19 protein-coding genes and 1 tRNA gene are annotated in these 23,087 nt (G+C 67.7%); 11 read left to right on the plus strand and 9 right to left on the minus strand.

The annotated features are described in order from the left end of the window. The first annotated feature begins 27 nt into the window (after positions 1 to 27). A complete protein-coding gene (locus V3B48_RS19415; RefSeq protein WP_019338628.1) occupies positions 28 to 2,865 on the plus strand; it encodes a TonB-dependent receptor in 2,838 nt (945 codons plus the stop codon). 138 nt (positions 2,866 to 3,003) lie between these two features. After that, on the plus strand, positions 3,004 to 4,425 hold the full coding sequence (locus V3B48_RS19420; protein ID WP_329894268.1) for a basic amino acid/polyamine antiporter: 1,422 nt from the start codon (positions 3,004 to 3,006) through the stop codon (positions 4,423 to 4,425). A gap of 131 nt (positions 4,426 to 4,556) precedes the next feature. Here the strand turns inward: V3B48_RS19420 and V3B48_RS19425 are convergent. The 8 genes from V3B48_RS19425 to V3B48_RS19460 all read right to left on the minus strand — a co-directional run bounded on the left by V3B48_RS19425 (position 4,557) and on the right by V3B48_RS19460 (position 11,447). Next, a tRNA-Asn gene (locus V3B48_RS19425) sits at positions 4,557 to 4,633 on the minus strand. A 22-nt stretch (positions 4,634 to 4,655) separates the two neighbouring features. Next, positions 4,656 to 5,126, minus strand: a complete 471-nt coding sequence (rlmH, locus tag V3B48_RS19430) for a 23S rRNA (pseudouridine(1915)-N(3))-methyltransferase RlmH (RefSeq protein WP_005418108.1) — start codon at positions 5,124 to 5,126, stop codon at positions 4,656 to 4,658. Between the two features lie 64 nt (positions 5,127 to 5,190). Next, positions 5,191 to 5,601 carry a ribosome silencing factor gene (gene rsfS, locus V3B48_RS19435; RefSeq protein WP_005418109.1) on the minus strand — a complete coding sequence of 137 codons (411 nt, stop codon included), beginning with the start codon at positions 5,599 to 5,601 and terminating at the stop codon, positions 5,191 to 5,193. 58 nt (positions 5,602 to 5,659) lie between these two features. Further along, complete coding sequence (nadD, locus tag V3B48_RS19440; RefSeq protein WP_180844942.1) at positions 5,660 to 6,325, minus strand: nicotinate-nucleotide adenylyltransferase; 666 nt, start codon at positions 6,323 to 6,325, stop codon at positions 5,660 to 5,662. Positions 6,326 to 6,328: 3 nt separating this feature from the next. Further along, positions 6,329 to 7,366 carry a DNA polymerase III subunit delta gene (gene holA, locus V3B48_RS19445; protein ID WP_032128985.1) on the minus strand — a complete coding sequence of 346 codons (1,038 nt, stop codon included), beginning with the start codon at positions 7,364 to 7,366 and terminating at the stop codon, positions 6,329 to 6,331. 9 nt (positions 7,367 to 7,375) lie between these two features. Then, positions 7,376 to 7,960: an LPS assembly lipoprotein LptE gene (lptE, locus tag V3B48_RS19450; RefSeq protein WP_032128984.1), complete on the minus strand. Its 585-nt coding sequence runs from the start codon at positions 7,958 to 7,960 to the stop codon at positions 7,376 to 7,378. 136 nt (positions 7,961 to 8,096) lie between these two features. Continuing rightward, complete coding sequence (leuS, locus tag V3B48_RS19455) at positions 8,097 to 10,739, minus strand: leucine--tRNA ligase (protein ID WP_329894269.1); 2,643 nt, start codon at positions 10,737 to 10,739, stop codon at positions 8,097 to 8,099. A 105-nt stretch (positions 10,740 to 10,844) separates the two neighbouring features. Then, positions 10,845 to 11,447: a DUF998 domain-containing protein gene (locus V3B48_RS19460; RefSeq protein WP_329894270.1), complete on the minus strand. Its 603-nt coding sequence runs from the start codon at positions 11,445 to 11,447 to the stop codon at positions 10,845 to 10,847. Positions 11,448 to 11,572: 125 nt separating this feature from the next. On the opposite strand from V3B48_RS19460, the gene trxA reads away from it, so the two are divergent. The 4 genes from trxA (at position 11,573) to V3B48_RS19480 (ending at position 16,388) form a co-directional block, all read left to right on the plus strand. Beyond that, positions 11,573 to 12,430 carry a thioredoxin gene (trxA, locus tag V3B48_RS19465; protein ID WP_182266492.1) on the plus strand — a complete coding sequence of 286 codons (858 nt, stop codon included), beginning with the start codon at positions 11,573 to 11,575 and terminating at the stop codon, positions 12,428 to 12,430. Between the two features lie 107 nt (positions 12,431 to 12,537). After that, the gene (locus tag V3B48_RS19470; RefSeq protein ID WP_049421053.1) at positions 12,538 to 14,238 is read left to right on the plus strand and encodes a FecR domain-containing protein; all 1,701 of its coding nucleotides are present in this window, start codon (positions 12,538 to 12,540) and stop codon (positions 14,236 to 14,238) included. Continuing rightward, complete coding sequence (locus V3B48_RS19475) at positions 14,235 to 15,860, plus strand: CHASE2 domain-containing protein (protein WP_121504592.1); 1,626 nt, start codon at positions 14,235 to 14,237, stop codon at positions 15,858 to 15,860. The genes V3B48_RS19470 and V3B48_RS19475 overlap by 4 nt, the downstream gene beginning before the upstream one ends. A 75-nt stretch (positions 15,861 to 15,935) precedes the next feature. After that, entirely contained in the window at positions 15,936 to 16,388 is a 453-nt protein-coding gene (locus tag V3B48_RS19480) for a DUF4442 domain-containing protein (protein WP_032128978.1), read from the plus strand. A gap of 7 nt (positions 16,389 to 16,395) precedes the next feature. Here the strand turns inward: V3B48_RS19480 and V3B48_RS19485 are convergent, their stop codons facing one another. Further along, positions 16,396 to 17,712 carry a hypothetical protein gene (locus V3B48_RS19485; RefSeq protein ID WP_032128977.1) on the minus strand — a complete coding sequence of 439 codons (1,317 nt, stop codon included), beginning with the start codon at positions 17,710 to 17,712 and terminating at the stop codon, positions 16,396 to 16,398. Between the two features lie 76 nt (positions 17,713 to 17,788). On the opposite strand from V3B48_RS19485, the gene V3B48_RS19490 reads away from it, so the two are divergent. From V3B48_RS19490 to V3B48_RS19510, 5 genes are all read left to right on the plus strand, one after another. Beyond that, complete coding sequence (locus V3B48_RS19490) at positions 17,789 to 18,484, plus strand: DUF502 domain-containing protein (protein WP_005414135.1); 696 nt, start codon at positions 17,789 to 17,791, stop codon at positions 18,482 to 18,484. Continuing rightward, entirely contained in the window at positions 18,481 to 19,266 is a 786-nt protein-coding gene (locus tag V3B48_RS19495; RefSeq protein WP_049437362.1) for a queuosine precursor transporter, read from the plus strand. Before V3B48_RS19490 ends, V3B48_RS19495 begins: the two co-directional genes overlap by 4 nt. Positions 19,267 to 19,360: 94 nt before the next feature. Continuing rightward, entirely contained in the window at positions 19,361 to 21,334 is a 1,974-nt protein-coding gene (locus tag V3B48_RS19500) for a DUF885 family protein (protein WP_329894271.1), read from the plus strand. Positions 21,335 to 21,350: 16 nt separating this feature from the next. Then, positions 21,351 to 22,421 carry a serine hydrolase domain-containing protein gene (locus V3B48_RS19505; RefSeq protein ID WP_329894272.1) on the plus strand — a complete coding sequence of 357 codons (1,071 nt, stop codon included), beginning with the start codon at positions 21,351 to 21,353 and terminating at the stop codon, positions 22,419 to 22,421. Further along, positions 22,418 to 22,822, plus strand: coding sequence for a VOC family protein (locus tag V3B48_RS19510; RefSeq protein WP_049398698.1), 405 nt, complete (start codon positions 22,418 to 22,420; stop codon positions 22,820 to 22,822). Before V3B48_RS19505 ends, V3B48_RS19510 begins: the two co-directional genes overlap by 4 nt. The last annotated feature ends 265 nt before the right edge of the window (positions 22,823 to 23,087 follow it).

The raw sequence follows: 23,087 nt of genomic DNA on the forward strand, positions 1-23,087 counted from the left end.
TACGGTTTTCCAGTTAGGAGAGAAGCTGTGAAACACCTGATCCAACGGCCCGCCAGCCGCCGCCGCACCACCCTGGCATCGTCCATCACCCATATCCTTACCGGCGGCACGCTGCTGCTGGTTGGCGCCGTGGCTTCCACCTCCGCTTTCGCGCAGGAAAAGGCCACCAACCTGGACCGCATCACGGTCACCGGTTCGAACATCCCGCGCACCAACACTGAAACACCGTCCCCGGTGCAGGTGGTGACCCGCCAGGAAATCGACCGTACGGGCAAGACCACGGTTGCCGAGTACCTGCAGACCATCACCGCCAATGGCGCCGGCTCGATTCCCAAATCGTTCGGCAACGGCTTCGCCGGTGGTGGCGCCGGCATTTCGCTGCGTGGCCTGGGCGCGGGTTCGACCCTTGTGCTGTTGAATGGCCGCCGCATGGCCACCTACGGCCTGGCCGATGACGGCCAGAAGGTCTTCACCGACCTGAGCACCATCCCGCTCGACGCCGTTGAACGTGTGGAAGTGCTGAAGGATGGCGCGTCGGCGATCTATGGTTCCGACGCCATCGCCGGCGTGGTCAACATCATCCTGCGCAGCGACTTCCAGGGCGCGATCCTTCGCGGCTCCTACGGCCTGTCCGGCGACAGCGATGGCGATACCAAGAAGGCGACCCTGACCGCCGGTACCGGCGACATGGCCACCGACGGCTGGAACGCTTTCTTCAGCCTTGACGTCGGCAAGAGCGACGCGATCAAGATCAGCGACCGCAAGAACCGCAAGTGGATCGGCACCGGCGACACCCGCCAGTGGGGCTATGGCAACAATGCCCAGTTCCTGGGCGGCGCCTTCCTCAGCGGCAAGACCCGCGGCGGCGTTGGTCCCAATGGCTCGGTGTACGACGACCGCAATGTCACCGACACGAATCCGGCCACCCTCGTACCGCTGCCGGGCTGCCAGGGCTTGACCACCATCGGTGGCCAGACCGACGCCTCTGTCGCCGCGCAGGGCTGCCTGTGGGATCCGGCACAGCTGTATCGCGATATCTCGCCGGAAGAGAAGTACGTCAATGTGTTCGGCCGCGCCAGCTTCGCGTTCGGTGAAGGTGGCGAAATCTACACCGAGATCGGCTACTCGAAGAAGGAAACCACCTTCAGCAACACGCCGTCCGCCGCGTCCGGCGGCTGGGGTTATCCCGGCGGCCCGGTCAACGGCAACAGCGGTCCGGGCGCCGTGGTGCTTGGTCCCAATCATCCTGACCGGCCTGCCGGCCTCGGTACTGGCCCGTTGCGCCTGCGCTATAGCGCTTGGGACGTCGGCCCCCGCGTGACCGACAACACCAACGAGTTCAATCGTTTCCTGGTCGGCGTCAAGGGCAACTGGGGTGATTGGAGCTACGACACCGCCTACCTGCACTCGGGCACCGACCTGGTCAACGAGCGCACCGGCTTCCTGCGCTACAGCGCCGTGAAATGTGCACTGGGTGACGCGAACTGTGCCGGTGGCGTATGGCGCATTGGCGACAATGCCAACCTGAACTCCCAGGCGCTGTATGACTACATCTCGCCGAAGATCAGCGCACGTGCCAAGTCCAGCCTGGATATGTTCGACTTCACCGTGTCGCGCAGCCTGATGGACCTGAAGGGTGGCCCGCTGGGCCTGGCGATCGGTACCGAGTGGCGCAAGACCAGCAACAGCCTGACCCCGCAGACCTACACCGACACGGGTGACATCATCGGCCTGGGCTACTCGGCCTACGACGGCACCCAGAACGTGTACGCCGGTTACGTCGAACTGTCGGCACCGGTGTTGGAGCAATTGGAACTGTCCGCTGCCCTGCGCTACGACAAGTATGAAAGTGGTGAAGGCAAGGCCACGCCGAAGCTGGGTGTGAAGTGGACGCCGGCCGACTGGATCGCCCTGCGCGCCAGCTACGCCGAAGGCTTCCGTGCACCGAACCCGGCCGAGAACGGCGACGGTGGCCTGGCCGCGTTCTCCACGGCCTCGGATCCGATCCGTTGCCCGGACGGTGAAAACCCTGCCCCGGGCGCTTCGCCGGACGACTGCGGCTCGCAGTCGGTTGCGATCATCACCCGTCCGAACAAGGACCTGAAGCCGGAAGAGTCGAAGAGCTACTCGGTGGGTATCGTGCTGCAGCCTACCCGCTCCACCTCGCTGACCGTCGATGCGTGGGAGATCAAGCGCACCAACGAGATCGCCCAGGGCGATACCGATGACGCGATCCGGGCTGGCAACGTCCTGCGCGACAACAACCTGCTCAACGGCGTCGCCGGTACCGGCAGCATCCTGGCCGTCAACACCGCCTACATCAACGCCAGTTCCTCGCGCGTTCGCGGTATCGACACCGACATCCGCCAGACCTTCGACATCGGCCCGGGCCAGCTGGAGATGGATCTGCAGTGGAGCCACCTGCTGAAGTTCGAGCGCACCAGCGGTACCAGCACCGATGACTTCCTGGGCACGCACGGCAACTGCGACGTGACCAACTGCATCGGCACGCCGAAGGACCGCATCAACTTCGGTACCACCTGGAAGCAGGGCCCGTGGAGTGTCAGCGGCGTGGCCAACTACATCTCCAGCATGGAAAACACCGACAAGCGCGGCGGCAAGTACCAGTTCTTCTATGCCGACGGCTCGCCGGTGAAGAAGATCTCTTCGTTCACCACCTTCGACCTTTCCGGCCGCTGGGCAATCACCGAAGCGTTCGAGCTGAATGCTTCGGTCGAGAACGTCTTCGACCGCATTGCTCCGCTGGATCCGCTGACCTATGGCGGCGTGAACTACAACCCGATGCACTTCAGTGGTGCCATCGGTCGCTACTTCACCGTCGGTGCCAAGTACACCTTCAAGTAATACAGGCAACACCTTTCAACGCAGCAACTTCGAAGGCCCGGGCAGCTGCCCGGGCCTTCGTCGTTCCGCCCCTTGCAGGCATGTTCACGGGCACATGGCTACCGTGTGCACGCGGCATCACCGCCGCAGGGGATCTGCATGGCCGCAACTTCGCAACACCTGGGCCTGCCCGCGTTGACTGCACTGGTGGTCGGCTCGATGGTCGGCGCCGGCATCTTTTCATTGCCGCAGAACGTGGCGCGCAGCGCCGGCCCGGCTGCGGCGCTGATCGGCTGGGCGGTAAGTGGCGCGGGCATGCTGATGCTGGCCTTCGTGTTCCAGGCCCTGGCCAACCGCCGGCCTGATCTCGATACCGGCATCTACGCATATGCGCGCGAAGGCTTCGGCAACTACATCGGCTTCTCAGCTGCGTGGGGCTACTGGGTCGCCTCGGTGCTCGGCAACGCCAGCTTCTTCGTACTGATCTTCAGTGGCCTGGGCCACTTCATGCCCGTGTTCGGCGAAGGCAATACCCCGGCCGCCGTGGCCGCATCGTCATTGTTGTTGTGGACCGTGCACCTGTTGGTGCTGCGTGGCCTGCGCACTGCAGCCATCGTCAACGGCCTGGTGACCGTGGCCAAGCTGCTGCCGATCGCCCTGTTCCTGGTCCTGGCCGCCGGCGCGTTCCGCATGGACGTGTTCCGCGCCGATTTCCTCGGCGCGCCTGCACTCGGCGACCTCGGCCAGCAGCTGCGCGGGATGATGCTGGTGACCGTGTGGGTGTTCATTGGCATCGAGGGCGCCAGCATCTACTCGCGGCGCGCCGCACGCCGTGCCGACGTGGGTCGCGCCACGGTGATCGGCTTCCTCGGCGTGTGGCTGCTGCTGGTGCTGGTCAGCCTGTTGTCGATGGGCGTGCTGTCGCAGGCGGAACTGGCCGGACTGCCCAATCCGTCGATGGCCTATGTGCTGCGCGCCATTGTCGGCGAATGGGGCGCGACGGTGATCATCATCGGTTCGATCATCTCCGTTCTCGGTGCATTGCTGGCCTGGGTGCTGCTGTGCGCCGAAGTGCTCTATGCCGCCGCAGGTGACGGCACCATGCCGGCCTTCCTGGGGCGTGAGAACGCGCGCGGCGTGCCGGCCAATGCACTGTGGTTGAGCAACGGGCTGATCCAGTTGTTCCTGCTGCTGGTGCTGGTCAATTCCGGCAGCTATACCGGGCTGGTGCTGCTGGCCGCGTCGATGAGCCTGGTGCCCTACTTCCTGTCCACCGCGTTCGGTGTGCAGCTGGCCTGGCGTGGGCAGGCCTATGCCGGTGAACCAGGCGTGCGCTGGCGCGATTTCGTGGTCGCACTGCTGGCCAGCGCCTATGCGCTGTGGCTGGTGTATGCCGGTGGCCTGGACAACCTGCTGCTGTCGGTGCTGCTGTACGTGCCCGGTGTGGTGCTGTTCGCGCTGACCAGGCGCCAACGCGGCGAACAGGTATTCACGCGTTGGGAGGGGGTGCTGTTCGCTGCGATCCTGATCGTGGCGATCGCCACGCTGGTGGCGTTCTGGCGAGGCAATCTCGCGCTGTAGACCCGAGCCCACGCTCGGCTGGTTCATCCGCAGCAGCCGAGCATGGCTCGGCTCCACAACAGCAGTCGCGCAACCTCGACGCTACAAAGACGCAAAAAAAACCTGCATCTCGCGATGCAGGTTTTTCAAGGTGGCGCCCGAAGTTGGACTCGAACCAACGACCCCCTGATTAACAGTCAAGTGCTCTAACCGGCTGAGCTATTCGGGCAGACGACTAGTATAACCACTCTTCACGCGCGATGGTAGGGGTGATTGGCAATCATTGCGGCAGCCCGATACAACTGCTCGGCCACCACCAGGCGCACCAGCATATGCGGCAGCGTCAGCGGACCGATCGACCACTTCTCATCGGCCAGCGCGGACACCTCCGGCGAATGCCCTTCCGGGCCACCGATCAGGAACGCCAGGTCCCTTCCCTGCCCGCGCCAGTGTTCCAGGCGCTGCGCCAGCTGTTCGGAACTGAGCTGGCGGCCCGGCACGTCCAGCGCCACCACATAGGCATTCTTCGGCAGCGCAGCGATGACCCGCTTGCCTTCATCTTCGGTGGCGCGACGCGGATCGCGCCCCTTGCCACGCAGGCCGGGCTCGATTTCCACCAGCTCGAACGGCAGCCAGTGCGACAGCCGCTTCTGGTACTCGGCGAAGCCCTGCGCCACCCAGCTGGGGGCGCGTTCACCGGTGGCGATCAGGCGGGCTTTCATCAACGGTCCTCCAAAACGTCGACGGCGCCATCGGCGCCGTCGAAGGGATGCATCAACGCGTGGCTCAGGCCACTTCGTCGTCGCTGGACGGCGGCTGGTCGCCGACGGTCCACAGGCGCTCGAGGGCGTAGAACTCACGCACGCGCGGCAGCATCACATGGACGATCACGTCGCCCAGGTCGACCAGCACCCACTCGGCTTCGCGCTCGCCTTCCACGCCCAGCGGCATCACGTCGATGTTCTTGGCGAAGCGCACGACTTCGTCGGCAATCGACTTGACGTGGCGGGTCGAGGTGCCCGAAACGACGATCATGTAGTCGGCAACGCTGGACCGGCCGCGCACGTCGATCTCGACCAGGTCCTTGGCCTTCAGGTCTTCGGTGGCTTGGCGGACGCTGGCCAGCAGTTCCGGCACGGACGGCGGCGGGCTGGGCAGATCGACCTTGATGGTCTGGGGCTGGGTCTGGTTGCTCAAAGTGGATCGACTCGATAAACGTGGGGGCGATTATACGGGGATGGCGCCGCTGCGCCATTCACGGCCTGGCCGGGCGGTACAGCCCGTGTGCAGCCACATAGTCCGCCACGCCGGGTGGCAGCAGGGCGCGCCAGGGGCCGCCGGCGGCGATCTGCGAGCGCACGGCGCTGGCCGATTCCTCGCGCAGCGGGTGGTGCAGGCGCAGGATGCGCCCGGCCGGGCTGGCGAACAGGGCCTGCTCGGTGTCGGCCCAACGCCCTTCCAGCGCCCGGCCCAGCTCGCCATCCACCGCGGCCTGCAACGGACTACCCGGGCGCTCCGCCACCACGAAATGAGCCAGCCCGAACAACGCCTCCCATTCGTGCCAGCGGGACAGGCCAAGCAGGCTGTCGGCGCCGACCAGCCAGGCCAGCGGCCGGCTCGGCCCCAGCTCGCCGCGCAGCTCGCGCAGGGTGTCCACGGTGTAGGACGGCCGACCGGGGAAACGCACCGCGCGATCCAGCTCGCGCCGGTCCAGCAGCAGGCCCGGTTCGTCGCCGATGGCCAGCGACAGCATGGTGCAGCGCTGCTCGGCCGTGGCGCCGGGCACGGCACGGTGCGGCGGATCTGCGGCCGGCAGCATGCGCACGGCAACCTGCAGTTCATCACGGGCAGCCCGCGCGATCGCCAGGTGCCCGAGGTGCACCGGATCAAAGGTGCCCCCGTAGTAGATCCGCAGGCTCATTGCTCAGGCCCGCGCCAGCAGGCGCACGGCACGCGGTTCGGCCACAGCCACCAGCAGGCGCTCCAGCGCCAGCCAGGCGTCGCCGTCGGCGCGCCCCTTGGCGATACGGTCGACCAGTCCCGCTTCAGCCACGAAGCGCTCCCAGCGCTTGCTTTCCGGATGCCGCTGCAGCGCGCGCTTGTACGGCGCCTGCCGCGATTCCCAGATGCCGCGCGATTTCATTTCGGCGGCCAGGTTGCCACCCCGGGCCTGCACCCGGGCCAGGCCAGCACCGGCCAGCAGCTCGCGGATCACCATCGGCATCAACGCAGCCACCGCCTCACCCTCGCCTCGCAGGCCGGCCAGCATGCGCAGCACCGCCGGCGGTTGCCCGGAGAATGTCGCCTCCACCAGCCGGAACACGTCATAGCGGGCGGCGTCGGCCACCAGCGACTCCATGCGCTCCACATCCAGCGGCTGGCCATCGGCCAACAGCGCCAGCTTGTCAATTTCCTGGGCGGCAGCCAGCAGGTTGCCTTCCACCCGCTCGGCCAGGCGCTGCACGGCGGCCGGGTCCGCGCGCAGGCCCTTGCCACGCAGGCGGCGCTCGATCCAGTCCGGCAGTTCGTGCGGCTTGATCGCCCACGCCACCGACAGCACGCCGATGCGGTTGACCGCTTCGGCCCACTTGCCCTGGTGCGCCTTGCTCCATTCGTTGGCGGTGATCATCAACACCACGTCCGGCGCCGGATTGGCGCAGAACTGGCTGATCACCTCGGCACCGTCCTTGCCCGGCTTGCCGCTGGGCAGGCGCACCTCGACCAGGCGACGGGCGCTGAACAGGCTGGGGGCATTGAAACTGGCGTCGAGCTGGTTCCAGTCGAAATCACGCCCATCGGCGTCGAACACTTCACGTTCGCCAATGCCCGAGGCGCGCGCACGTGCGCGGATGGCGTCGGCCGCCTCCAGCACGCGCAGGGTTTCCGGGCCGGCAATCAGGTAGACCGGCGCCAGCGCGGTATCAGCGCCCTGGCTGGCCAGCTGCTCCGGACGCAGTTCCATGCGCGCGGCTCAGTGCTTGGCTGCGGGGACCGGCTCGGCCGGTACCGCGCCTTCGATGGGCTTGTCCTTCGGCGCCGACAGGCTGCCGCCCTTCTCGATCTCGGCACGCACCACGCTGTCGATGCGGCGGATGATCGAGGCGGACATTTCCCGGCGCAGTTCATTGGCCAGGATTTCACGTTCGGTGGTGGTACCGGTGGCGTCGGTCGGCGGCGACACGTAGTCGCGCGACAGCTCGATCACCTGCTGGGGCACCAGTTCGCTGCCGTCTTCGCGACGGAAGATGAAGATCACCGCGTAGCGCAGGCTGTATTCCTGCGCACGGCCCTGCGAGTCGATGGCGATCGGCAGGTCGCCCCAGCGCTCGGACAGTACCTGCAGCTGGGCGCTGGGCTCCTTGCTGTCCTCATCGGCCAGCCTGGCGCCGGAGGCCAGCAGGCTGCGGTTGAGCAGCTTGACCAGTTCGCTGTACGGCGCAGTGGAAACCACCTTCACCGGTGCCGTGTCGGTCGGCAGCATCAGCTTGTTGCGCAGATGGAAACCGCAGCCGGCAAGGCCGAGGACAAGAACGAGGGCAAGCAGGATTCGGGTCATGGAGACAGTCTGGCGGAGCCGGGCGATCACGGCAACACACAGCGTGCCCGAAGCCGCGTGAATGCAGGGCCATCAAACGCCGGGCCCTGCACCGGAATGGTACCGGCCACCACGCGGGTGGCCGGTACGGGGTACATCAGGCGGCGACGATGTTCACGATCTTGCCCGGCACGATGATGATCTTGCGCACCGTCAGGCCTTCCATGAACTTGGCCGCGTTGGGCTCGGCCAGGGCCAGTGCCTCGACCTGCTCGCGCGCGGCGTCGGCCGCCACGTCGATGGTGCCACGCAGCTTGCCGTTGACCTGCACGGCCAGGGTCAGCGCGTCGCGCACCAGCGCACCGGCATCGGCCTGCGGGAACGGCTGGTCTTCCAGCAGGGTCTCGCCATGGCCCAGCACCTGCCACAGGGCATGGCTGGCGTGCGGGGTGATCGGGTTGAGCAGCAGCACGATGGCCTGCAGCGCTTCCTGGCGCACCGCGCGCCCCTGCGCACTGCCGTCCTCGAACTTGGCCAGCGCGTTCATCAGTTCCATCACCGCGGCAATGGCGGTGTTGAAGCTGTGGCGGCGGCCATAGTCGTCACCGACCTTGCCGACGGTCTCGTGGGTCTTGCGGCGCAGTGCCTTCTGGTTGGCATCCAGTGCTGCAACATCCAGCGCCGGAGCGGCGCCATCGGCAGCATGCTTCTGCACCTGGGCCCACAGGCGGCGCAGGAAGCGGGCCATGCCATCCACGCCGGCTTCGTTCCACTCCAGCGACTGTTCCGGCGGCGCGGCGAACATCGAGAACAGGCGCACGGTGTCGGCGCCGTACTTGTCGACCATCGCCTGCGGGTCCACGCCGTTGTTCTTCGACTTGGACATCTTCTCGGTGCCACCGACCACCACCGGCTGGCCGTCGGCGATCAGGGTCGCGCCGGTGATGCGGCCGCGCTCGTCGCGCTGCACTTCCACATCGGCCGGGTTGATCCAGTCCTTCGAGCCATCCGGGTTCGGGCGGTAGTAGGTCTCGGCAATCACCATGCCCTGGCACAGCAGATTGCGCGCCGGTTCGTTGCTGTCCACCATCCGCGCGTCGCGCAGCAGCTTGTGATAGAAGCGGAAATACATCAGGTGCAGGATCGCGTGCTCGATGCCACCGATGTACTGGTCCACCGGCAGCCAGTAGTTGCCGCGCTTGTCGACGGCATCACGGGCACCCGGCGAGGTGTAGCGGGCGTAGTACCAGCTCGACTCCATGAAGGTGTCGAAGGTGTCGGTCTCGCGCTCGGCCGCGCCGCCGCAGTCCGGGCAGGTGGTCTTGCGCCATTCCGGATCGGTCTTGATCGGCGAACCGGTACCCGAGAATGCCACGTCCTCCGGCAGCACCACCGGCAGCTGTTCTTCCGGCACCGGCACCGCACCGCACTTGGCGCAGTAGATCACCGGAATCGGGCAGCCCCAGTAGCGCTGGCGGCTCACGCCCCAGTCGCGCAGGCGGTAGTTGACGCGGCGCTGGCCCTGCGCCTTGCGCTCGAATCGTTCGGCCAGGGCTTCGAAGGCACCCTGGAAATCCAGGCCATCGAACTCGGCCGAGTTGACCAGCTCGAAGGCACGGCTCTTGTCGCTGTACCAGTCCTGCCAGCGGCTGCCATCCCAGGTGCGCTCTTCTTCGGTGCGCGCATCCTTCAGCGCGATCACCTGCTTGATCGGCAGGCCGTACTTGTTGGCCACTTCGTTGTCGCGCTGGTCATGACCCGGCACGGCCATCACCGCGCCGGTGCCGTAGCCCATCAGCACGAAGTTGGCGACCCACACCGGCACCGGCTCGCCGGTGACCGGATGCAGCGCACGCAGGCCGGTGTCCATGCCGCGCTTTTCCTGGGTTTCCAGTTCCGCCTCGGACACGCCACCCTGCTTCAGGTCGGCCAGCATCGCGGCCAGTTCCGGGTTGTTCTTCGCCGCATGCAGCGCCAGCGGATGTTCGGCGGCGATCGACACGAAGGTCACGCCCATCACGGTATCCGGACGGGTGGTGAACACGCGCAGCGGATCCAGCACGCCGCCGTCAACGTCACGTACATCGAACTGGATTTCCAGGCCCTCGGAGCGGCCGATCCAGTTGCGCTGCATGGTCTTGACCGAATCCGGCCAGCCGTCCAGCTCGTCCAGGCCGTCCAGCAGTTCCTGGGCGTAATCGGTGATGCGCAGGAACCACTGCGGGATCTCGCGCTTCTCGACCAGGGCGCCGGAGCGCCAGCCGCGGCCGTCAATCACCTGCTCGTTGGCCAGCACGGTCTGGTCGACCGGGTCCCAGTTCACCACCGCATTGCGGCGGTAGGCCAGGCCCTTGCGCATCAGGCGGGTGAACATGCGCTGCTCGTGGACGTAGTAGTCCGGGCGGCAGGTGGCGAACTCGCGCGACCAGTCAACGGCATAGCCCATGGCCTTGAACTGGCCACGCATGTGCTCGATGTTCTTGTAGGTCCAGGCCGCCGGTGCGGTCTTGTTCTTGATCGCGGCGTTTTCCGCCGGCAGGCCGAACGCGTCCCAGCCCATCGGCTGCAGCACGTTGTGGCCGGTCATGCGCTTGTAGCGGCTGATCACGTCGCCGATCGTGTAATTGCGCACGTGGCCCATGTGCAGCGCACCGGACGGGTACGGAAGCATCGACAGGCAGTAGTACTTCGGCTTGTCCGAAGTCTCGTCGACTTCGAAGGCACGGGTGGCGTCCCAGTACTGCTGGGCGGCGGATTCAACCTGCTGCGGGTCGTAGGCGTTGGTTTCAGCGCTGGTCATGGAACACGCGGATGCGGCGGCAAAGCGGTACAGCGTACCGCAGTGCGGCAAACGTCTCCAATCCCGCCCGCTGAAGGCCGGCTCCGCGAGCGCCCGAGGCCGGTCTCAGCGCGGCCGCGACAACGGCAGGGCCAGGGCCAGCCAGGCCGTCCAGCAGGCGAACGCAAGCCGTTGTGCCAGCGGCGCCGCCAACACGCCCTGCAGGGCAAACGCCGCCAGCGCGGCCAGTACGCCACAGGCGAGCGCCACTGCGCCCAGCGCGCGGCCATGCGCCTGGCGCAACTGCGACGTGCCCAGCAACAGGGTCCCGGCAACGAAACCCAGCACCCAGATCATCCAGGCGCTGGCATGCAGCTGGCTGACCGGCCCGTGCAGGTCATCCACATCCAGCGGCAGCAGCCCCATCGCGGCGAACGCCAACCCGGCCAGCAGCAGCATCTGGCTGCCCACCCGGGGCGCCCAGCCGGCGGTTGCCGACAGCCCACGGCGCAGGCACTCGGCCACAACCACCGCCAGCAGGCCCGGCAGCACCAAGCCCAGCAGATTGAAGGCCAGCGCATGCGGCACCCCCTGTGCTCCCAGCAGCGCCACCGGGTGGCGAGCCTGTGCGTAGCCATCCAGGCCGGCGCCGAAACCGAGCACCGCCAGCACGAACAGCAGTGCGGCGACCAGACCGGACAGGCGCAGCAACGGGGACAGGGACGACATGCAGGCTCCGGAAAGGACGGCGACAGGAAGGCGGCATTGTCAGGCATTTACTACAACCCGGGTTGAGACCGGCATCGATCGTCACCATAGAATCAGTCTCCAGACGCCAAACGATGCTTCCCCCCATGACCGAGACGACCTACGTATTCGACGCCACCACTGCGACCTTCGAGGCCGAAGTCCTGCAGAAGTCGCTGCAGACGCCGGTGCTGGTCGACTTCTGGGCCACCTGGTGCGGGCCGTGCAAGACCCTCGGGCCGATGCTGGAAAAGCTGGCTGCCGAGTACAACGGCGCCTTCGAACTGGCCAAGGTCGACGTCGACAAGGAACAGCAGATCGCCGCCGCCTTCCAGATCCGCTCGGTGCCGACCGTGTTTCTGGTCAAGGGCGGCCAGCTGGTGGACGGCTTCCCGGGGGCCATCCCGGAAGGCCAGCTGCGTGAATTCCTGGCCCAGCACGGCGTCGTGCCGGCCGACATCGGCGACGCCGTCGCCGAAGACGAAGCGCCGCTGGACCCGCAGGCGCAGGTGGACGTGCTGCGCGCGCAGATCGCCGCCGAGCCGGACAAGGACGAGCTGAAGCTCGACCTGGCGCTGGCCCTGCTGCAGATCGGTGGCGTGGATGAAGCCGGTCTGCTGATCGATGGCCTGCCCGCCAATCTGGCCACCGACGACCGTGCCGTGCGTGCACGCGCCCGGCTGGCCTTCGCCTCGGCCCTGAAGGACGCCCCGGCCGCCGAAGTGCTGGACGCGCGCATCGCCGCCGATGGCAAGGACCTCAAGGCACGCCACCTGCGTGGCGTACAGCTGCTGCTCGGTGGCCACGACGAAGCCGCGCTGGCCCAGTTCCTGGAAATGCTGCGGATCGACCGCACGTTCGAGGACGGACTGCCGCGCAAGGCCCTGATCGACGCCTTCAATGTGATCTCCGACGAGGACCTGGTCGGCCAGTACCGCCGCCGGATGGCCTCCCTGCTGTTCTGAACGGGAACCCACTTCGTTCAGAATCCCTGCACTGAACGCGGGCAATAATGCGCGGGATGGCGGCCGTACGGTCGCCACGATCCGTTCGGGGGGATGAGGTCGGGGCCATGGGGTCTTGCAGCTGCGCCCCCGCATTGCCGGGATTGCAAACTGTGACCTTCGTCCGCTCGCTGTCGTTCGCCATGCGCTTCCAGGGCGCGCTGCTCTGCGCTCTTCTCTTCCTGCCGGCCATGGCCGCCGCCCAGGACTGGAACTACCGGGTCCGTCCCGGCGATACCCTGTGGGATCTGGGAGGCCTGTACCTCAAGCCCTCGGTGCGCTGGCAGCAGCTGCAACAGCACAACCGCATCGACAACCCCTACCAGCTGCCACCGGGGCAGCTGCTGCGCTTCCCGATCAGCTGGCTGCGCATCGAACCGGCACCTGCCCGCGTGCTGTCGGTGCGCGGCAAGGTCGAACTGTCAGGCGCCGATGGCAGCGCCTCGCGCGCGATACTCGCCGGGGAACAACTTCGCATCGGTGACACCGTGCAGACCGAAGGCGACTCCAGCGTCACGCTTGAATTCGCTGACGCCTCGCGCCTGCAGCTGCGCGAGTACTCCCGGCTGCGCCTGGACCAGCTCAGCCGCTACGGCCACACCGGCATGGTCGATACCCGCCTGCGCCTGCAGCAGGGCCGCGCCAGCAATCGGGTGACACCTGCCCGTGGCCCGGCCTCGCGCTACATCATCGATGCACCTACGGCGACCAGCAGCGTGCGCGGCACCGTCTTCCGGGTCAGCGCCGGTGACACCGGCCAGGTGGCTGCCACCGAAGTACTACAGGGCAAGGTCCAGGTCGGCAACACCCACGGCAAGCGCCTGGTCCAGCCTGGACAGGCCAGCCGCAGCAGCAGCGCCGATGCCGCACCGGACGCTGTCTCCGCCCTTCTTCCAGCGCCGCAGCTGCGTAGCGACGAGGTGCGCCTGGCGCCCCTGCCGACCCTGCTTGCCTGGGACCCCGTCGACGGCGCCGCGCGCTACCGCGTGGAAGTGGTACAGGCAGCGACGCCGGAAATCCTGCTGTTTGCCGCCACCACCGCCGACACCCGGCTGGCGATCGGTGACCTGCCCCCCGGCCAGCTGCGCATCCTGTTGCGCGCGGTGGATGCACAGGGCGTGGAAGGCCTCGACGCCAGCGCCGATTTCGAACTCAGCGACCAGCCCCCGCCGCCGCTCACCGTGGCCCCCCTGCATGGGCAGACCGTCAACAGCGACCGCCCGCGCTTCCGTTGGAGCCAGGCGCCGGGCGCGCGCAGCAGCGTGCTGCAGATCGCCGCCGAGCCGAGCTTCGTGCAGCCACTGCAGGAACAGAGCACCCCAGGTACCGACCTGCGCCTGGCGCAGCCGCTGCCGCCCGGCGAGTACTTCTGGCGGGTGGCGTCGCGCGACGGCAACGGCCATCAGGGCCGCTACGGCCAGGCCCTGCCCCTGCAACTGAGCAATGAACCGGTCGACCCTGCCCTGCAGCCGCCTGAGGCCGCGCATGGCGAACTGACCCTGCGCTGGCAGGCCGGCAGCGAAGGCCAGCAGTACCGGGTGCAGGTGGACCGTCGTGGCGACTTCAGGGCGCCCCTGGTCGACCAGACCGTGAGCGAGCCGCAGGTCAGCTTCAAGCGGCCGTGGAGCGGCACCCTGCATGTGCGTGTGCAGTACATCGACGACGATGGTCATGCGGGTGAGTACTCACCGGCCCAGCAGATCAAGCTGCCCTGCCGCCTGTGCTACGGCGCCGGTGGTGGTGCCCTGCTGCTGTTGCTGTTGTTATGAGGCGCTCGCCGCTGCCGTGGCCGAAGCGGATCCTGCTGGCACTGCTGGCCGGGGTGCTGACGGTGATCGCCAGCCAGGGCCAGTGGCTGTGGCGACAGGACGAAGCGGCCTACGACGCCATGGTCGGCAACTGGGACTACCGCCCCGACCCCAGCGTGCTGATCGTGGCCATCGACGAGGGCAGCCTGCAGCGCATCGGCCAATGGCCCTGGCCCCGCTCGATCCATGCCCGCCTGCTCGACCGGCTGACCGATGCCGGTGCCGAGCGCGTCGCACTGGACCTGATGCTGTCCGAACCTGATCGTCGCGACAGCCGCCAGGACGATGAACTGGCCGCCGCGATACGCCGCAACGGCCGGGTGGTGCTGCCGGTACTCGCGGCACCGGCCGCCGGCGACCGCATGGCCGAGGAAATGCTGCCGATTCCGCAGATCGCGGCCAGTGCCGCAGCGATCGGCCACACCGATGTGGAAGTGGATGGCGATGGTGTCGCGCGCGGCGTGTACCTGCGTGCCGGCATCGGCCAGGCCCACTGGCCAGCACTGGGCCTGGCGCTGGCCGACCTGCCGGCGGGCGCGGTGCACGGCCTGCCCGACCCCGACCCGGAGATCGGTTCGCCCTATCAATGGCGGCGCAACGACTACGTGCGGGTGCGTTATGCCGGACCGCCCGAACGCCTGCCGCAGGTGTCCTATGCCGATGTGCTGGATGGTCACGTGGACATGGCGATGCTGCACGGCCGCCGCATCGTGGTGGGCATGACCGCCAGCGGCATCGCACCGCGGCTGCTGACCCCGACCACCCGCGAGTTCTGGATGAGCGGCAGTGAGTACCAGGCCAACATCGCTTCGATGCTGCTGCAGCACAAGCAGATCGACCTGCTGCCCCGCCTCTGGCAGCACGCCATCAGTGGCGTCCTGGTGGCACTGTGCGTGATCCTGCTCGGCCTGCGCCTGCCATGGCTCGCGGCGCTGTGCTCGCTGCCGCTTCCACCGCTGCTGAGCTGGTTGCTGTTGCGCGCCGGTGACCTGTGGTGGGCACCGGCCAGCGCCATGCTGGGCATCCTGCTGGTGCTGCTGGCCTGGGCGACCTGGCGCGTCTCGGCCTGGCACCGCCTGGCCAACCGCGATGCGCTGACCGGTCTCGGCAATCGCCTGCGTTTCGAGCAGTCGCTGCAACAGGAATGCGATGCCGCGAGACGCAGTGGCAAGTCCTTGAGCCTCGCACTGATCGACGTTGACCATTTCAAGCGCCACAACGACCGCCACGGCCATCAGGTCGGCGACCGCGTGCTGCGCGATGTTGCACGCCTGATCGGTGCGCATGCGCGACGCCCACGCGACATGGCCGCGCGCTACGGTGGCGACGAGTTCGCACTGGTGCTGCCCGATACCCCGGCCGAGGGCGCGCGCCAGGTCATCGAGGACCTGATCGCCTGCGTGCGTGCACTGCCGGCGCCCGGTGACGGCAGCGAAGCAGGCGTCACCCTCACCATCGGCGTGTTCACCCGCGTACCCGACGGCACGCTGCAACCACACCATTTCGTCGAAGGCGCCGACACCGCGTTGTACCAGGCCAAGGCCAACGGCCGCGACGGGTATGTCATCGACGGCGAGGCGTGACCCTCGTCGCCCGGGGTGCAACATACGCATGCGAATGGTTAGACTGGGCGCCTCGCCCTGCGCCCCCGGACCCGCATGAACGCCCGCCTGTTCCGCTTCGGTATCAATCTCTGGCCGCCGTTCCTGTTCACCGGCATCCACGTCACCCGGGTCTCGCCGGACTACCGGCAGATCGACGTCGAACTGCGCATGCGGCCCTGGAACCGCAACTACGTCGGCACGCATTTCGGCGGCAGCCTGTTTGCGATGACCGATCCGTTCTGGATGCTTGGCCTGCTGCACATCCTCGGCCGCGACTACTACGTGTGGGACCGTGCCGGTGCCATCGATTTCCTCAAGCCCGGCAGAGGCACCGTACGTACGTCGTTCCGCATCGATGACGCACTGCTGGACGAACTGCGCGCCGAAGCGGCCGCTGGTGACAAAGTGCTGAGATGGTTCAGCAATGATGTCGTCGATGAAAGCGGCGAGGTGGTCGCCCAGGTGCGCAAGCAGGTCTACCTGCGGTTGAAGCCACACGCACGCTGAGCGCGCTTCAGTCGCGTCCCGCCGCAGTCGAAGCCGATTCCTTCTGCAACGGCACCGACAGCCACGGGTTCTCTTCAGCGCTGCGCGCTGGAGAGCGACGCGGCACCTGCAGGTGGCGGCCGTCGGCCGACAGCTGCGGCGCCCGCACCGGCGAGCGGAACTGCACCGGCAGCCGCTGCAGTGCGTCCACCGGATCATCCGTCTGCTGCCGCAGCCAACGCTGCGCCCCCAGCAGCCGCACCATCGCCGCGGCATCCTGTGGCCGTGACGAATAGGCAGGATAGATCGGCGCGGCGATATCGGTCAGCACGCAGCCCATGACGTTCGACAGGCAGCCGAAGTCATGCTGCGGTGGCGCCGGCACTGGCAACGGGCGATCCGCTTCCAGCGCCGATGTGGCTGCCGCGCCACAGGCCCAGCCAAGATTGCCGGCCGCGCGGGCCAGGGTGCTGCTGCGATCCAGCACCAGCACGCCGCCGAACTCCCGCGCCGATGTCTCGATCGCCGCCCGGCTCATCGCGTACTCACCCTGCATGGCACGGCACAGGCTCTGTTCCTCGGCCCGCAGCGGCTGCATGGCCTGTTCGCACTCCGCCGGCAAGGGGTGGTCGGCCGGCAGTTCGACCAGCATGTCGGCCAGCAGCTGGGCATTGGCCTGCACCAGGCTGGCACCGATGATGCTCTCGACCAGATAGCTGCTGCCGGGCAACAGCCGCCGGCCCAGTTGCAAGCCACGGCAGGCACCTCGCAGGGCACCGTCGATATCGCCCTGCACGTACGCCAGCGCGCGTGCACTGGTGGCGTCCATCACCACGCCATAGGTCGGCAACGGAACCAGAACGCCCTCGCCCTTCGGCGGGAACGGCGACATGAAGTAGTCCGCTTCGGCCAGCTGATCCAGCCGCGCATGCAACTGCTGGTGCCCGGCATGGGCCTCCACGAAGCGTTGCGGGTCCGCGCGGACCTGGGCGAGGCAGCCGCTGGCGGCCGGCCCGCAACTGGCACCGGGCCGCGAGCGCAGCTCGGCATGGTTGGCCACCAGGTGTGTCTGGCCGCCGCTGCTGCCCCGCAGGTCGGCCTCCCAACGGCGCACGTCCTCGGCCAACGCCTGCTCGCGCTGGCGGGCATCCAGATCGTCGAACGGCAGCGTCCACAACAGGGCATAACCGTTGTGGCCAGTCGCCGGCAGGCGTGCTTCCAGTCGCTGCTGCGCCTGCAGCCGCGATTCGGGCACCGGCCACATGCGCGAGGCGCACCACACCACGATGGCCAGCACCAGCAGGCCTGCCAGGGTCCAGCCCAGTCCGCGCAGAATCTTCAACACAGCTTCCCTTCCATGTGCCGTTGCCGCAGTCGATTCCCCAGCGTAATCGACCGGCAGTGACCGCTACAATGCGCGCATGTCGCTCGAAGCCCCCGCCCTGGTCCCCCGCCCCTCCCTGCAGCGCCTGTTCCTGACCGGCCTGCTGACCCTGCTGCCGATCTGGCTGACCTGGGTCGTGGTCAAGTTCGTGTTCGTGCTGCTGTCGGGCATTTCCAGCCCCTTGGTGGTACCGCTGTCCGAGCAGATCGCGACAAGCTTCCCGCACTACCTCGGCTGGGTCCGCGCCGAATGGATCCAGGACACCATCGCCCTGCTGGCCACCCTGCTGGTGATCCTGGCGGTGGGCGTGGCCAGCCGCCGCGTGCTCGGCCAGCGCCTGCTGCGCTGGGTGGGCGCGGTCATCAAGCGCATTCCGCTGGCCAGCATCATCTACGACAGCGCCAAGAAGCTGCTGGACATGCTGCAGACCGAGCCGGGCAGCACCCAGCGCGTGGTGCTGATCGACTTCCCGCACCGCGACATGAAATCGGTCGGCCTGGTCACCCGCGTGATCAAGGAACACGGCACCGACCGTGAGCTGGCCGCGGTGTATGTGCCAACCACGCCGAACCCGACCTCGGGCTACCTGGAAATCGTGCCGGTGGAACTGCTGACGCCGACCGACTGGACCGTCGACCAGGCCATGAGCTTCATCATTTCCGGCGGTGCCGTGGCGCCGTCCAGCGTGCCGTTCACCCGTGCCGGCGAACGCACCGGCGAACGCACCGAATGACCCCGGCGCCGATCGAGCGCCCGCTGCAGGACCGCGCGGTCCTGCTGTTCATCGTGCTGGCCGCGTTCTTCTGCGGCAATGCGGTGCTGGCCGAGCTGATCGGGGTGAAGATCTTCGCGCTGGAAGACACCCTGGGCATCGCTCCGCTGAACTGGAACCTGTTCGGCCAGACCGGCTCGCTCAGCTTCACCGCCGGCACCCTGTTGTGGCCGGTGGTGTTCATCATGACCGACACCATCAACGAGTTCTTCGGCAAGCGCGGCGTGCGCTTCATCTCGTGGCTGGCGGTGGTGCTGATCGGCTACGGCTTCCTGTTCGCCTTCGCGGCCATTTCGCTGGCGCCGGCCAGTTGGTGGGTCACGTCGATGGATGGCCACGGCGTGCCGGACTACCAGGCGGCATTCGCAGCGGTGTTCGGCCAGGGCATGTGGACCATCGCCGGTTCGCTGGTGGCCTTCCTGCTCGGCCAGCTGATCGACGTGGCGGTGTTCCATCGCATCCGCCAGGCCACCGGCGAGCGCCACGTGTGGCTGCGTGCGACCGGGTCCACCGCGATCTCGCAGGTGGTGGACAGCTTCGTGGTGATCTGGATCGCCTTCGTGCTGGGCCCGCAACACTGGCCGACCTCGCTGTTCCTGGCGGTCAGCAGCGTCAACTACATCTACAAGATGGGCTTTGCGATCGCCCTGATTCCGTTGCTGTACCTGATGCGGCGTGCCATCACCCGCTATCTGGGTGCCGAGCGAGCCGCATCGTTGCGCGCCGCCGCTGCGGCTGACTGAAGCCCCAGCAGCAAAAAGCTGACTGCGCCTTCACGCTGGCCGTACGCGGCCGGATCGTGCAAGCTCCACGGTCTGTGTTCCACGGAAGCTCCTGATGCCGCATCCCACCCGCGCCCTGGCCGCCGCCATCGCCGCGTTGTTCCTGTTCAGCGCCGTGCCGTCGGCCGAAGCAGCGAAAAAGAAGGCCAGCCGCCCTGCCGCCGCGCAGAACCGCCAGGCCGCCAAGCCCAAGGCCCGGCCTGCCCGCGCTACCGCGCCGGCCCGTGGCAGTTCGGCGCGCCGCGCCACGCCGCGTCCGGTCGCACCGGCCCGCGCCGTACCCAAGCAGGTGCAGCTGGAGCGCCTGTATGACGAATACTGGGATGCCTCGATGCGGTTGAATCCGCTGCAGGCAACCTTCCAGGGCGAGGCCCGCTACAACGACCAGCTGCCCAACATCCTGTCCGCCGCGTGGCGCCAGCAATCGCACGACTTCACCACCGAGTGGCTGGGCAAGGTCGAGAAACTCGGCAGCGACGGCCTGCAGGGCCAGGACCTGCTCAGCTACGAGATCTTCGTGCGCGACGCGCGCGCTTCGCTGGCCGCCGAGCGCTACCCGAGCTGGATGATGCCGATCAGCCAGTACTACAACGTCGGCAGCATCATGGCGATCCTCGGTGCAGGTGCCGGCGCGCAGCCGTTCAACACCGTGCAGGACTACGACACCTGGTCGCGCCGTTCGCTCGGCATTCCCGAGCTGTTCGACCAGGCCATCGACAACATGCGCCAGGGCATGAAGGCCGGCGTGGTGCAGCCACGCGACCTGATGGAAAAAGTGCTGCCGCAGCTGGATGCAGTGATCAAGCCGACCGCCGAAGAGAGCATCTTCTGGTCGCCGATCCGCACCATGCCGAACACCATCGCGGCCGAGGACAAGGCCCGCATCAGCGCCGAATACAAGCGCATGATCGAACTGCGCATCATGCCGGCCTATCGTGCCCTGCGCGGTTTCATCGCCACCGAATACCTGCCCGCCTCGCGCACCAGCAGTGGCCTGGGCGCACTGCCCGATGGCCAGGCCTGGTACGCCAACCTGATCGTGCAGACCACGGCCAGCGACCAGACCGCCGCGCAGCTGCACGCGCTGGGCGAACAGCGCGTGCAGGAACTGCAGGCGCTGGGCGAACAGCGCGTGCAGGAACTGCAGGCGCAGATCGCCACGGTGATGAAGGACGCCAAGCTGCGCGGCACGCCGGCCAAGCTGCTGCGCAGCATGCGTAACGACCGCCAGTTCCAGTACGGCGACGCCAATGCGTTGATCAACCGCTATCGCCAGGTGCAGCAGCAGGTCAACGCACGCCTGCCGCAGGTGCTCGATACCCTGCCCAAGTCCGCGCTGGACGTGCGCGCGGTGGAACCGGAGCGTGCACTGACCGCCGCAGCAGCGGCCTACCAGCCGTCTGCGGCCGGGCAACCGGGCGTGCTGTACGTGAACACCCGCGACCTGCCCAGCCGCAAGCGCTGGAATGTGCCGGTGCAGTACCTGCATGAAGCGATCCCCGGCCACCACGTGCAACTGGGCCTGCAGCAGGAGCTGGCCAAGCTGCCGCGCTTCCGCCGCCTGGGTGGCGATCTCGCCTTCGTCGAAGGCTGGGGCCTGTATGCCGAAACACTGGGTGAGAACCTGGGCATCTATACCGATCCCTACGACCGCATCGGCTACCTGTATTCGCGCCTGCTGCGCGCTGCCCGCGTGGTGGCCGACACCGGCGTGAACGCCCAGGGCTGGAGCAAGCAGCAGGCCGTGGCCTACCTGCAGAAGACCGTGGACATGAGCAGCGATGACGCCAACGCCGAAGTCGAGCGGATCATGGCCCAGCCCGGCCAGGCGCTGTCCAACGTGGCCGGCCTGACCACCATTGTCGCCCTGCGCGACAAGGCCAAGGCACGCCAGGGTGCCGCCTTCGACCTGCGCCGATTCCACGCCGAACTGCTGAAGGATGGCTCGATGCCGCTGGACGTGCTGGACCGCAAGATGGAGCGCTGGATGGCCCAGCCGGCCAGCGCCACGCCCGCGCCTTCACCCTGACCCCTCCGGAGCCGCCATGCGCCCTGCCGTCGCCCTGTTCGCCGTCGTGCTGGGCCTGCTGCCGCTGATGGGCGCTGCCGCACCGGTGCTGACCCCACCGGATGCGGGCATCGACGGCCTGATGCAGGCCTACGACGGCCAGGTGCCCGGCGCCGCTGTGCTGGTGCTGCATGACGGGCAACCGGTGTTCCGCCGCGGCTACGGCCTGGCGGTGCTGGAAGACGGCACCGCAGTCACCCCGGCCAGCGACTTCCGGCTGGCCTCGGTCAGCAAGCAGTTCACCGCTGCGGCGGTACTGCTGCTGGTGGAGGATGGCCGGCTTGGGCTCGACCAGCCGGCCCGGCAGTGGCTGCCCGAGTTGCCGCCGGCTGCAGCGGCCATCACGATCCGCCAACTGCTCTCGCACACCGGTGGCCTGCTCGACTACGAAGACCTGATGGACCCGGCTGACCCTCGGCAGGTGCATGACGCCGACGTGCTGACCCTGCTGTCGCACGAGGACCGCCTGAATTTCGCACCCGGCACGCAGTACCGCTACAGCAACAGCGGCTATGCACTGCTGGCAATGATCGTCGGCCGCGCCTCCGGCCAGGATTTCGCGAGCTTTCTGCAGCAGCGCATCTTCCGCCCGCTGGGCATGGCGCATACCGTGGCCCACCAGGACGGCGAGGACACGGTCGCTGCACGCGCCTATGGCTACAGCTGGATCGATGGCCGTTGGCAACGCACCGACCAGAGCACCACCAGCGCCGTGCTCGGCGATGGCGGCATCTATTCCTCGCTGGACGACCTGGCCCGCTGGGATGCGGCGCTGTATGACGACCGCCTGCTGTCGAAGGCCTCGCGCCGCGCGATGTTCAGCCCGGCCACCGCAACACCCGAACCGGACGTGCCGCACTACGGCTTCGGCTGGCGCCTGAATGGCCCGGTGCAATGGCACAGCGGCGAGAGCATCGGCTTCCGCAACGTGATCGTGCGCCACCCGGAGAAGCACCTGACCGTGATCGTGCTGACCAACCGCAACGACCCCGAACCCTATCCGCTGGCGCTGAAGATCGCCCAGCGCTGGCTGGACACCCTGCAATGACCCGCGATGCCGACGCCCTGCTGGGCATCCACCACGCCGCACTGATCTGCAGCGACTACGCACGCTCGAAGGACTTCTACGTGCGCATCCTCGGCCTGCGCGTGCTGGCCGAGAACCACCGTGCCGCGCGCGATTCCTGGAAGCTGGACCTGGCCCTGCCCGACGGTGGCCAGCTGGAACTGTTCTCCTTCCCCTCCCCGCCACCCCGTCCCAGCCGCCCGGAAGCCCAGGGCCTGCGCCACCTCGCGTTCCGCGTCGCCCGGCTGGAACCCTTCATCCAGCGTCTGGCTGCGCATGGCGTGGTGTGCGAACCGATCCGCGTGGACGAATACACCGGCCGCCGCTTCACCTTCTTCGCCGACCCCGACGACCTGCCGCTGGAGCTGTACGAGATCGCGTGAGCGATTTTCAATCGCGGAGGCCCATCCACGCATGGCGTGGATCTACGTGTCGACCAAGGTCGACACCCACCAAGAGCAGGCCGTGGCATTCCAACAGATCGCGGAGACCTGTCGAAGGGGGGGGGGGGGGGGGGGGGGGGGGGGGGCGCCCCCCCCCCCCCCCCCCCCCCCCCCCCCCCCCCCCCCACCCCCCCCCCCCCCCCCCCCCCCCCCCCACCCCGCCATCCCACGGATATCCCGCTGTTGCTGTTGCAGTTGCTGTTGC

This window comes from Stenotrophomonas sp. SMYL20 (genome assembly GCF_036320045.1).
Classification (GTDB): domain Bacteria; phylum Pseudomonadota; class Gammaproteobacteria; order Xanthomonadales; family Xanthomonadaceae; genus Stenotrophomonas; species Stenotrophomonas maltophilia_A.

Coding starts and splice junctions, on each gene's coding strand:
- V3B48_RS19420 (WP_329894268.1), top strand. CDS start 3,004: ATGGCCGCAACTTCGCAACACCTGGGCCTGCCCGCGTTGACTGCACTG.
- rlmH (WP_005418108.1), bottom strand. CDS start 5,126: ATGAAAGCCCGCCTGATCGCCACCGGTGAACGCGCCCCCAGCTGGGTG.
- nadD (WP_180844942.1), bottom strand. CDS start 6,325: ATGAGCCTGCGGATCTACTACGGGGGCACCTTTGATCCGGTGCACCTC.
- holA (WP_032128985.1), bottom strand. CDS start 7,366: ATGGAACTGCGTCCGGAGCAGCTGGCCAGCCAGGGCGCTGATACCGCG.
- lptE (WP_032128984.1), bottom strand. CDS start 7,960: ATGACCCGAATCCTGCTTGCCCTCGTTCTTGTCCTCGGCCTTGCCGGC.
- leuS (WP_329894269.1), bottom strand. CDS start 10,739: ATGACCAGCGCTGAAACCAACGCCTACGACCCGCAGCAGGTTGAATCC.
- V3B48_RS19460 (WP_329894270.1), bottom strand. CDS start 11,447: ATGTCGTCCCTGTCCCCGTTGCTGCGCCTGTCCGGTCTGGTCGCCGCA.
- trxA (WP_182266492.1), top strand. CDS start 11,573: ATGACCGAGACGACCTACGTATTCGACGCCACCACTGCGACCTTCGAG.
- V3B48_RS19470 (WP_049421053.1), top strand. CDS start 12,538: ATGGGGTCTTGCAGCTGCGCCCCCGCATTGCCGGGATTGCAAACTGTG.
- V3B48_RS19475 (WP_121504592.1), top strand. CDS start 14,235: ATGAGGCGCTCGCCGCTGCCGTGGCCGAAGCGGATCCTGCTGGCACTG.
- V3B48_RS19480 (WP_032128978.1), top strand. CDS start 15,936: ATGAACGCCCGCCTGTTCCGCTTCGGTATCAATCTCTGGCCGCCGTTC.
- V3B48_RS19490 (WP_005414135.1), top strand. CDS start 17,789: ATGTCGCTCGAAGCCCCCGCCCTGGTCCCCCGCCCCTCCCTGCAGCGC.
- V3B48_RS19495 (WP_049437362.1), top strand. CDS start 18,481: ATGACCCCGGCGCCGATCGAGCGCCCGCTGCAGGACCGCGCGGTCCTG.
- V3B48_RS19500 (WP_329894271.1), top strand. CDS start 19,361: ATGCCGCATCCCACCCGCGCCCTGGCCGCCGCCATCGCCGCGTTGTTC.
- V3B48_RS19505 (WP_329894272.1), top strand. CDS start 21,351: ATGCGCCCTGCCGTCGCCCTGTTCGCCGTCGTGCTGGGCCTGCTGCCG.
- V3B48_RS19510 (WP_049398698.1), top strand. CDS start 22,418: ATGACCCGCGATGCCGACGCCCTGCTGGGCATCCACCACGCCGCACTG.